4 protein-coding genes are annotated in these 11,509 nt (G+C 62.3%); all 4 read left to right on the plus strand.

The annotated features are described in order from the left end of the window. Positions 1 to 656 precede the first annotated feature (656 nt). The 4 genes from LFT43_RS05770 (at position 657) to LFT43_RS05785 (ending at position 11,374) form a co-directional block, all read left to right on the plus strand. A complete protein-coding gene (locus LFT43_RS05770; RefSeq protein WP_395801571.1) occupies positions 657 to 2,963 on the plus strand; it encodes a LuxR C-terminal-related transcriptional regulator in 2,307 nt (768 codons plus the stop codon). Beyond that, positions 2,941 to 5,700: a LuxR C-terminal-related transcriptional regulator gene (locus tag LFT43_RS05775; protein ID WP_395801572.1), complete on the plus strand. Its 2,760-nt coding sequence runs from the start codon at positions 2,941 to 2,943 to the stop codon at positions 5,698 to 5,700. Before LFT43_RS05770 ends, LFT43_RS05775 begins: the two co-directional genes overlap by 23 nt. A 338-nt stretch (positions 5,701 to 6,038) precedes the next feature. Then, the gene (locus LFT43_RS05780; protein WP_395801573.1) at positions 6,039 to 8,696 is read left to right on the plus strand and encodes a LuxR C-terminal-related transcriptional regulator; all 2,658 of its coding nucleotides are present in this window, start codon (positions 6,039 to 6,041) and stop codon (positions 8,694 to 8,696) included. Further along, the gene (locus LFT43_RS05785; protein WP_395801574.1) at positions 8,693 to 11,374 is read left to right on the plus strand and encodes a LuxR C-terminal-related transcriptional regulator; all 2,682 of its coding nucleotides are present in this window, start codon (positions 8,693 to 8,695) and stop codon (positions 11,372 to 11,374) included. The genes LFT43_RS05780 and LFT43_RS05785 overlap by 4 nt, the downstream gene beginning before the upstream one ends. The last annotated feature ends 135 nt before the right edge of the window (positions 11,375 to 11,509 follow it).

Raw genomic sequence — 11,509 nt, forward strand, 5'->3', positions numbered from 1 at the left:
AGCTTGGAACACGCTGATTGTGGCAGCGCGGCCGCGCGGAGATTCCCGGGGCGTGCAGTTGATTCCCAAGTACCCAATTCAATTGTTTAACAAGTACCCTGATGGCTCGCCGACTGACTAATTGATTCGGGGGGATCGCTATGATACTTTGCAAATCACTGCTGGGGCTCAAGGGAAATACGAAAGCAAACGACACGCTGAACGTCACGTCCGCCAGAGCTACGAAGGTAGCGTGATCTGAATTGCGAGCAACACCGGAATCTGAAATAGGGCGGCACCCAACGGAGCGGCAAGCCCTTGGCGCTGCAGAACGTCGGAAATGGTCGTCGCTGGTCCGGCAGGATCTTCAGAGCACGGTTATTGAAGCGCTTGGCGAGCCATCTTTTTATGGAGTGGTGGTAGTTGGAGCGCCGGGCGTTGGCAAAGCGACGTTCGCCCGCTCCGTAGAGGCACGGCTCGCTCCAAAGACACACGTACTGCACCTCCACGGTTCAGCGGACACCACAACTCCCTTTGGGTCGCTGGCACATCTGGTCGCCCGATTGCCCGCCGATGCTGGAGATTCCCCCGGGGCGATCATCCACGGCATATCGCAAATGATAAGTTCGGACGCCGCGGGGCGCGAAGTGCTGTTGGTCCTATCGGAACTTCCCGCAATGGACACCATGAGCACGGCCGTACTAGTGCACTTGTTAATTAGTGGCACGGCGAAAGTCCTCGTTACTGTCCGCCAAGTCACTGACATGCCGGAAGACCTGATCAGGTTGCTGAAGGACGGGCTGCTCCACGAAGTTCAGCTCCAGGTTTTTTCCCGGGCGGAAGTGGCCAAATTGCTCACGGGCGTCCTTGGGAAACGAGTGACCGCAACTGCCGCAAGTGCCCTGCATGCATCCAGCGGTGGAAATCCCTTGGTGCTCCAAGCCATTGTCACCGAGCAGCTTCGCTCGGGCAACCTGCATTTGGCCGGACAGGTTTGGGCGATGAAAGGAGAAATCCATCTTTCTTCCGCGGAAGTCCTGACCGATCTGGTCCGTTCCCGACTTGCCCGGGAGACCCCAGCGGTCCAGGAAGCGCTGGAGTTGCTTGCCCTCATCCGGACAGCCCCACTCGCCGTGCTGTTGGAGGTTCTGGAACCTGAAGTGGTTGCGGAGATGGAGTGGTCCGGCTATCTTCGCATCGAACCGTCAGGCGCCCGCCGTGTGGCGCTGCGCGAGGAGTACATGGGTGAGGTCATTCGAGGCTGGATGGACCTGCCACGACGGAATGAACTGCGCCGGCTAGCCGCCGGGGTTATCGGTGGCATTACGCAGGACCTGGACGCCGAGTCCCTCCTGGGGTTTGCCTCCTCCACGCTGAACGTACGCGAAACGTTGGAACCCGCGGTGGCCCTGGCCGCTGCGACGGCCGCGAACAGGCAATTCGATCCTTGGTTCGCCTTGGAATGTGCCCGGCAGATTGGGCGGGCAGACAAGGAGTGGGTGGCCGCGGCCCAGCAACGTTGTGTTTCCCACGTCATCCTGGCCGAGCACGAGGCTGCGGTCGCCGCTTTGGAGGATGTGACGCCCGAGCAACTTCGGCGCCTTTCGGCGTACGACTACGCGGACTATGTCCAGGAGCTCTGCAGCGCGCTGTTGTGGATTCCGGGTGGGCACCTGCAAATTCCCGGTCTGATCGCCGATGCGGAGGAGGAACTTGCCCGCCGATCACAAGCGGGCGGCACTGATGCCGCCGAACTTGAGCGAGCACGTGGGATGCTCAAGCTCGCCCGTTTTGAGCTTCAGGTCCATCAGGGCGAGTATTTGGAAGTTGCTGAAGCCTTGGAGCAAGAATACCGGGATGGCAACGACCTCCAACAAAGGTTGAGTTGCGGAAGCTTGCTGACGATGGCCTGGGCGGTACTAGGCAGGGAAATGGAGGCAATCGAACTGGCGCGCGAGCTGAAGCACAAAATACAGCGGGCAAAGGCACAGCCCCGTTTGCACAACTGGTTGTCCGAAGGCCTGTTTGCCGCACTGCTGTGCAGCGGACAATGGGAAGAATTGGCCCAGATGCTGACAGCGACACTCGACCAGCGGCCGAAGAACATTCACTACCTCGGCGGAGCGGCCGAGCTTGCCTTGGGGGTTTCCTACACCTACGCAGGACGGGCCGCAGTGGCGATTGACACACTTCTGGGAGCCCAGGCGCAATTGGAGATCAGACGCAACTACTACGGACCCGCACTGGCTTACTCCGCGCTGGCCTTTGCCTATGCGCAGGCCGGCGACGTGAAGGAATCCCGGACGTTTCTCGAATTGGCGGAAAAAGGGCAAGGGGAGACGGCGTGGTTTCCCGCATGGATGGCCGAATTCTGTGTCAAAATGGCGCGGCGCTGGTTGAAGGATCCTGGAGCGAAGCAGACCCTGATCGAGTCGGCCAACCGGGACCTGGCGAAAGGACGGACCACAACGGCGTCCATCAGCCTCTTCGGGGCCACCGTCCACGGTACTGACGAGGAGCTTTTGCTTTTGGAGCAGGTTTCATCGCGCCGCCAAGGCAAGATGGCGGCCGTGAACCGGATGGTGGCGGAAGGAAGCCGAAAGAAGGACCCGAAGACGTTGCTGCTTGCCGCCTCCGTCGCCCAGGAGCTGAAGTTGGATGCGGTGGAGTCGCGCTGCGCCGTACTGGCACTGGACATCGCCCGGGAAGCTGGCGATTCATCATCCGCCAGGCTCGCCCAGCAGCGGTTGGACCGCCTGGTCGGCACCGTTCCGGTACTCCCCCTTACACCGCATACTTTCGGACCAGAACTGACGGAAAGGGAACGGCAGGTTGCAAAGATGGCCAGTCAAGGGTTGAGTAACAAGGAGGTGGCCAACCAACTTCAGGTTTCCGTCCGAACAGTTGAAGGCCACCTCTATCAAATCTTCACGAAAATGGGCATCTCATCAAGGAGCGAGCTTGAAGGAACCGCGCAGGCATGACAACGCTGCGGCGGTGCATGGTCCTGCCCGAGAAAGTGGCACGAGACCGCTTGAACCTTGGCTGGACTATGGGCACTTGCTCACTGGAATTACGACCGCAATCCGTGCGGACGACTGTTCGGCTGTCTTCATCGTTGGCGATTCAGGCCTCGGCGCGTCATCCCTTCTAGCCCAGCTCGGGAGTATCTTCGGCAAGGACTTTGCGGTAGTCCCGATTCATGGAAGTCCGTCACTTACTGCCGTCCCCTATGGGGTGTTGGCCCCGTATCTTGCACAACTTTCAGTTGCCGACATTTCATCCCGCGTCGCCGTGCTGCGTGCCCTTTGGGCTCACCTTGAGAGCATCCGCAGAGGTACCGGTCCAGCTTTGCTCCTGGTGGATGATGCGCATTACCTGGACGATGCCACGTGCGGGATGCTTACGGAGCTTGTTCAGGCAGGATGGGCCAAAATCGTGGCCGCATGCGTTCCCCGGCCTGGGGTTCCGGGACCCCTCTTGCGCCTGTGGCACGAGGGAACCGCTGAGTGGTTTGACTTGGAGCCCCTGACGGCTGAGCAAGGCCACGAACTGTGCGAGGCCTTGTTGGGGGGAATCGTGCTGAGCAGCACCAGCCATGGATTCTGGACAGAGGCCGGTGGCAACACCCTGCTGTTGAAGACCCTTGTTCGGGAAGCCGAAAGCTCGGGTTCGCTTGTTCAGCGGCACGGTGTTTGGCTCAAAACAGCCGCGACACCCATCCATACTGTGAAGCTGGAGGCTGTGGTCAAGCTTCAGCTGATGCGCATTTCGCCCGCAGGCAGGGATGCCCTGAGCTTGATCGCACTGGCCGAGCCGGTGGACGAGAAGCTGATCAACGTTGTAGCCGGTGAATCGGCCGTGCAGGAGTTGGTGGACCAGCATTTGATCAAGCCCTCCGGCAATGGGTTGCCAACCCTCCGGCTCGTCTCTCCCGTCTACGGAGAGGTACTTCGCGGCGTCGTCCCAGCGGCCCAGAGCCTGCAACTGCACCGCCAATTGATTTCCCGGATGGACGTTATGGAAGACAACCCGGACTCCCTCCTGCGGATGGTTACGTGGTCCCTCGACTGCGGGGCGGACGTGCCCGACCGTCTCCTGATCAGAGCGGCGGTCCTTGCCGGGAGGCTCCTTCAAAGCGAGACGGCATTGCGCATGGCGACCGCCGTGCGGGATATGCAGTGGCAAACGGTTGCTCAAGCCATCATGGCCAGGTCGTACTTCAATCTTGGCCGCCGCGACGAGGCCGCGGCAGTCCTGGCCCAAGAAACCCTGGACGGCGACGCCGGACCCTCCCACCTAATATTCGGCAGCCTGCTTCGTGCCGTCACGCGTGCCGCGGTGGGGCAACCCGCTTCCTTGATCCTGGCCGATACCGAGGCTTTCCGCGAATGGGGCGAGCAGCAACCAGGCCTCCAGGGGCAGCAGACCCCGGACGTGAAAGCCGTTGTGCCACTCGCTGTTTCCCTCATGGGCCTGGTTGCTGGTTCCTTGGACGGTGAATACCGGCGGATGGGCCCGGACTTGGAGCGCGTCCTCCTTCAAGATCAATCGCTAGAAGGCTCCTTTGCGGTTCTGTTCAAGGCCCTGGCGTTGTCCCTGAAGTCAGAGCGGCTCTGCGCCCTCGGCTTCGGGCGCCAAGGGAAGCTGCTGGCGCTGGAAGCTGCCGCCGTGGAACAGCCCCAGGAGAACGACATATTCTTCGTCCCCGAGTTCATCGCTGCCCGCCACGTCATTTGCGCTTTGGCTGCCGGGGACTGGGCGGACGCTCAAAAGCTCCTCGACAGCTACTACGAATCGTCGGGGGTCGCCATGGCTTCCTTTGGCGGGGCGGCCTACGTAGTGCTCGGCTATATTGCCATCAGGCAGGGAAAATCCGGCGATGCCTTGCCGCTGCTCACTGCCGGCCTCGAAGCCCTGAGGGACAGCGATCCGCAGAATCTCTTCGGTCTGTGTGCCGCCATGGCATTCTATGCGGCAGCCGGCGCCGGGTTGCCTGAAGCTGAACGGTTCAGGGCGGACTGCAAGTCCTGGGGGCAACACGGCATGCATCTTCTGACTGCTCAAGCAAGTAGCTTTTTCGAAGCCGCGATTGAACTCCTCAAAGGTGACGGCTCCGGCGTCGAAGGGTTGCATGTCAACGCTGACGATGCAGCGAAAGAAGGCGCTACCTTCCTTGAACTACATGCCCTGGAGCTGGCGCTTGGCCTGGGAGACACCACCAGGCTGGACCGGTTTTGCGAAACTGCGGCCGCAATTGAGGGCGGATGGGCCGAATCCCTCGCTGAGTACGGGCTGGCACTCAAATTCGGCGGTGCTGCCCGGTATTTGTCGGCGGGGGAGAAGCTTCAATCAGCCGCTGTCTACCACTTGGCCGCAAGGTCCTACAGCCTGGCGCTGGATGCCCCGGATCGTGGACTCACCAAAGAACTCGCGGCGCTCGCGCGGGCGGGGCTGGCGCGCTGCAACGAAGAGTTGGGTCAGGGAGGCGAGGAAACACAGCGCGAATCGGTGTCTCCAAGACTGACCAAGAGGGAATGGGACATAGTTAATCTGGCGGTCCAGGGCCTCAGCGACCGGCAGATTGCGGACACGTTGCTTATCTCGGTCCGCACTGTCGAAGGGCATCTGTACCGGTGCTACTCGAAATTGGGGATCACCGGAAGGGAAGAACTTCCCGGGGCTGTCGCCGTCGCGCAAGGGACACCAGAGGCCGGCTGAACCGGAGGAAGGACGCGAAGCAATAGTAGCGCACTCTCGTTTCGCGGGAACGCCACTGCCGGCGCCGAGTAGCCACCACCCGCCGCGGGGGTACTCATACCCGCATACGAGTATCGGGCCGTATGAAAGTCGAGTACCCACTACTGGTGTGGGGCTGACGCCAAGCTGGTTAATTGGGGGGTGTCACCACTCGATCACTGGGGGTCTCGCTCATGTTGACAGCAGGCAGTGCATCCACGGTCCACGCCGCTCGGTCCGGAAACGGGTCGCGGTACCAGGCATTCGACGCATCTTCGTCTCCATCCTCACAGGACGGCAGTGAGGGCAAATCGGTTTCGATGGCGTGGCCGCCGATTGGACCAAGGGCCACTGTCAACGACATCGCACTTGCGCTCGCCGCATCCAAGGGTGGCGTACTCGTTACGGGGCCGTCCGGGAGCGGCAAGAGCTACTTGACCACCCGCGCGGTGAACGAAATTCGCGGGCGTTCGTTCGTGGTCGTCATCCGTGGCAGCGCCGCGCTGGCGGGGTCACCGTACGGCGCCCTCAATATTCTCTTGAGCGATCTTGACCCGGGGTACCTGGCGCATCCTGTCCTGGTGTTGTCAGCACTCACCGCCTTACTCCGTGAGCGTGCCGAGGGAAAGCCGGTGTACCTGGTCATTGAAAATGCGTCCGAGCTGGATGAGTTGGCGGCCATGACGGTGGCCCAACTCGCGCGGAACGGCGCTGCACAGCTTGTCCTGACCTGCACTGATCCGCAGCGGCTCTGTGGCGAGATCACGAGGCTCTGCGGCGACGGCTTCCTGAACCGGATAGACCTCAAACCACTTACTTTCCAGGAATCACACGTCTGGCTCGAGGCCGGGCTTGGAGCAAAGGTCTCACCGTCGGGTGCCCACGCCCTTTGGGCAGCCAGCGGGGGCAACCCCCACTACCTCAAGATGCTCGCGGCAGAGCTCTCCGAATCGGGAGCGCTTCTCAAGCGCGACGGCGTCTGGGTTCTGACGTCACGGAGCGAACTGCACGGCCGGGCAATCACGGATCTCATCACCACCCGGCTTGGCCGGATGAGCAGCGGCGAGCGCAAAGTCCTGGAGATCCTCTCATTGGCAAAGGCCGTCCCCTTGGAATCCCTGCTGGCGCTCGCGTCACCGGACGATGTGGATTCCCTTGAGAAAAGGGGCGTCCTTGTGGTGGACGATTCGCTGCCCAGGATGGCCAGGCTGCAAAGCCAACTCGTGGGCGACGTGGTCCGGGCGAACGTTCCTCCCGGCCGCAGCAACGAACTGCGGGACATGTTGACCCAGGCGACGAATCCGTCCCTTGGCCAACGCCTGATGTTGCTGCACATGGCTTCCTGGGCATTGGACTGCGGAGCCGAACTCGGTACGGAAGAAGCTCTTGACGCTGCCGCCGTGGCGAATCGGCAACTTGACGCGCGGCTGGCCTTGCGCTTGGTCCGGTCCATTCCAAACCACTCCCTGATGCCTGCGGCTGTAGCCGAGGAAGCCCACGCATTGATGACGCTGGGTGACGTGGCCGGTGCCCGGAACGTCTTGAGGCAACACCGGGAGGCACCCGGGGATGAGGCCACCCTGTCTGAATGGGTACGGCTCAAACTCGCCGAGAGCTCGGTATTTCTGGCCCGATATGAAACCACTGCCCAGGCTTGCGAGACCTTGGCACACGTCCGACGGCGCCTGGACGACGGAACTGCGACGGCCAGCGGAGGGCAGGATATCGCCGAACTTCGGGAGGAACTTGTCCTGGCCGAATCGCAGGCAGCCAGCTATTCGGGTTCTTACGCCGAGATGGCAGTAAAGCTGGAGGAGGTACTTCAAGACTTTGAGTCCCACGGCACGGAGTTCCGTTTACTCGCCGGAAGCTGGCTGTGCGAGGCCTGGGCCTTGACGGGACGGCAATCCGATGCGGCGGACATGGCCGAGCAACTGATGGCCGATTGTCATGATCCTGCCGTTTCGGTCGCGGCGGCCCGCCGCGCGACATCGCGCCTCAGGTTCGCCTTCGTGCTTGCCGGAAGGTGGGATAAGGCAGGGGAAATGGTCCAGCCGGACGACGACGTCTTGGTCTCGTCGGCCGAGGCACTCCCCACGGCCATTGATCTTCCCAAAGCGATCTTCCTTTGCCTCCAGGGACGGGCCCAAGACGGCATGGAAGCGCTCATTCCGGTGATAAGCCAGCTGCGTGTCCAGGACAACGAAGGCATGCTGGATGCCGCCTGCACTGCGGCTGCCTACGCGTCGGCATTACAGGGTGAGACCGACCAAGCCTTGGGCTACCTGAAGGAAGCTTCCACCCAGCAGCGCAGGCCGACGTGGCGGAAGGAGCGGACGCAAAAGTACCTCGCGGCGTTGGCCCGGGAGCGCCTCGAAGGCCCCGAAACCGCCATCGAGGAACTTCTCCGCCTGGCCGACGCCGACCGGAACGAGGGAGCGCCCGGTCACGAGATATTTTGCCTCAGCTCAGCCGTTCGTCTGGGTGCTGTGGCGGCCGCTCCCCGGCTGCTGGACTCGGCACTCAGTTGCCAGGGCCGATTCGCGGAATTGTGCGCCGTGTACGCGAGGGCGATGATATCGGGCAGCGCCGAGCTTCTTCTTGAGGCAGCACGGTTGGCCGAAGACATGCAGAACGAGAGGTTCGCCTTCGATATCGCCGAGACCGTGTTGCATCTGGAACACGTCCAGTTGGACAAGACGGCACTCCGGAAGGCACGGCAGCTCGCGGAGACCTGCAGGCAGCACCTGCGCACGCCGCAGAGCGGCCACCAAGAGGGACTGAAGCTGACTGCGCGCGAGTTGGAGATTGCCAAGCTGGCGGCGAAACGGGAAAGCAACAAGGGTATCGCCGCGAAGCTCCACGTTTCAGTACGCACGGTAGAGGGGCACCTCTACCAGATCTTCGGCAAGCTGAAGATCGTAGAACGCTCGGAACTGAGCTTTGCCCTTGGCAGCGTTGAAGGTGGTGCGCAATGACTGAGGTGGTTTCCACCGAACCGTTGGTTGGACGATTCAGCGTCATGGCCGCCGTCGTCGATTGCCTTCTCGATGTCAACGGCCCGGGGGCGCTGCTTTTCGGCGATGCAGGCATCGGCAAGACCGCACTGATTAACGAAGTGGTCCATGAACTGGGCCACCGAATCCGCCCCTTCAGGGTCTTTGCGGGCCCGACTCTGGCATCAGTACCCTTTGCGGCCCTGGCACCACTGCTGACCGCCCTGACCCCGGGCCAGATCAACGAGCCGTTGTCCGTCCTGAGGGCGGTCGTCGCGGCATTGAACCCGGCAGGGCAGCCGCACCCGGCACCGGCCGTCCTGATCGTTGAGGACGCACATCACATCGATGACAGCAGCGTAGCTGTCCTGGCGCAGCTGGCTGCAGCGGAAGCCGCCAAAGTCGTGTTTTTGTGCCGTCCGTATCCTGCCCCGCCAGCAGAGGTTTTCTCGATGTGGTCCGAGGGACTCGTGGATCGATTCGACTTGCATCCCCTCAACGAGCAGGAAGTAAACCTACTTTGCGCCCGGGCCTTGGACGGGCCCGTCGTCCAAGGCGCCAGCGCCCTGCTCTGCAAGTACTCCGGCGGAAACCCGATGTTCTTGCTGGAGCTCATTGACCACGCCAAGTCACTTGGCCAGTTGGTCTGCCGTAACGACGCCTGGATGCTTTCGGGTGAGCTTCGGGGAACCAGCGTGCGTTTGATGGACCTGGTGAGAAACCAGATCCTCCTCCTGGGACCCGAACAGCGTGAGACCCTGGAAACCGTAGCGTTGGCAGAGCCCGTGCCGCTGAACGTTGTGCAACAGGCAAGCTACTCCAGCGCCGTGGATGAACTGCAGGAGCTGCATTTCATAGAGATCGCGTCCGATCCCGCACGGCATGTCCGGCTCGCCCAGCCGCTGGTCGGCGAAGTGATCCGCCAGCTGGTCCCCACTGCCCACAGCATGACCATCCGACGGCGCATCGTGGACCTGCTGGGGGCCAAACCGCAGACCATGGACGGCCTGCTGCGCTACGTTTCATGGGGGCTGGAATCGGGCACCAAGGTCCCGGATGCCGACATCCTGGAAGCGGCCCAACTGGCAAATCGGCTGTTCATCCCTAGTTACGTGGAACGAGTGGCCGGCGCGATCAAGGATCCGTCCCTGCGACTCGCCGCCCAAGTAGAGGTGGCACGGGCCAAATGGTACCGCGGTGATATTCGGGGATCGGTGTCGTCTCTTGCCGGGGTAGTGGACCGGACGAGTGATCCGCGGACGCTCCGGCACGCATCGATGTTGGCGGCCCAACTTGCCGGACGCCAAGGCGTCGGGCCGAACGCCATCAAGCAGGCAGCCTACGAATGGGAGGCGGCCCTCGCCAGGCTCGCTGAGGCTCCGCAGGGCATTGACCCCGGGGAACTGGAACGCGGAAAGCTGGGAAGCAGGCTCCTTTCGCTGCAAGGCCTCCAAGCGGAAGGCCACTATGTCGAGACGGAGCGTGAGCTCCGCCAGATTTGGAACGAAACCGATGACGACGAGTCCCGCCTGGTGGCGGGCACACTCCTCGCGGAGGCCATGGCGGTCACCGGCCGGCCGGTCTCAGCCCTCCAGATTCTGATGGGCATCCAGGAGATGGTCGCCACGAGCGGCGATTGGAGCCTCCAATACGCGGGCTTTGTCATGCGCTGCTACATCCTGGCCCTGCAACAGGCGGGTGAGTTTGACGTTCTCGACGCCTTCCTCAGGAATCATGTTTCCCAAGGACCGAACTCGCTGATCTATTCGGGCGGGATGCTCCACCTGGCGGCCGGAGTAGTGGACTTGCGCAGGGGAGACCTGGGGCTTGCGCTGCCACGGCTTCGCCAAGCGGTCAGCATGCTGCGGGTCTCAGACATGGGCAGCGACCTGCCCGACGCCGTTGCTGCCGCCGCGTACGCGGCGTCGATCCTGAAACGCCGTGACACCGCTGCGTCGTACTCAAGCGAGTACGACGCAATGATCCGGGAAGGTGTGCATCCCTCGCTGCTGGCCCAGGGCCATGCGGCAGTGGCGAGGGCGGAACAGACCGGCTCGCAAGTGGCGATCGCGCGGCTCATGTCCCTTGCGGATTCGGCCGCCGCGGACGGCGCAATAGGCGCCGAGATTGACATCCTGATGTTGGTCCTGAGACTGGGAGACCCGAGCGTTGGGCGCAGGCTGACCGCGGTAGCCGAGGGCAGTGAAGGCCGCACTGCGGAGTTTGCCCTGAGCGTTGGGCTGGCCCTCACGCACAAGGACGCGGATCGACTCATTGAGCTCAGCGAATCGGCGTCCAAAGAGGGCATGGAACTCGCCGCAGCTGATTGCGCGGTTCACGCCCTTCGGATCCTGGAAAGCAGGGGGGACAAAGCGCGCCAGCTTGAGGGACAGCGACTTCTCAAGCGCCGCACCGCTGCCCTCGACAAGGCAGGTCCGGCTAACGAGGGGACCTCGCCCGACCTCCAGAAGCTCACCCGGCGAGAGCAGGAAATCGCAACGCTTGTGCGGTCGGGGTCAAGCAATAAGGACATTGCCGTCAGCTTGGGCCTGTCATTGCGCACCGTTGAAGGCCACCTCTACCGGATGTTTGCCAAGCTGGGCATTAGCCACCGTGAAGACTTGATGAACGGTGCCGACGGTACGGAGAACCTGGGCTAGCAGTAAACTCCGGTGCCCACTGGGCCCGGAGGACGTTTCCCGCGTCGTCTCCCTCCGCCGTCGTCCGCGCTCGGATATCAAGGGTGCGGGGACCAAAGCGAGTACCGAATCGAGTGGTTAAGAATGCCCGGACGG

The sequence above is a fragment of the Arthrobacter sp. FW306-04-A genome (assembly GCF_044358315.1).
Lineage (GTDB): Bacteria > Actinomycetota > Actinomycetes > Actinomycetales > Micrococcaceae > Arthrobacter.

Bases quoted from the DNA above. Each gene is read 5' to 3' on its own strand.
- LFT43_RS05770 (WP_395801571.1), top strand. From the start codon at position 657: ATGGACACCATGAGCACGGCCGTACTAGTGCACTTGTTAATTAGTGGC.
- LFT43_RS05780 (WP_395801573.1), top strand. From the start codon at position 6,039: ATGGCGTGGCCGCCGATTGGACCAAGGGCCACTGTCAACGACATCGCA.
- LFT43_RS05785 (WP_395801574.1), top strand. From the start codon at position 8,693: ATGACTGAGGTGGTTTCCACCGAACCGTTGGTTGGACGATTCAGCGTC.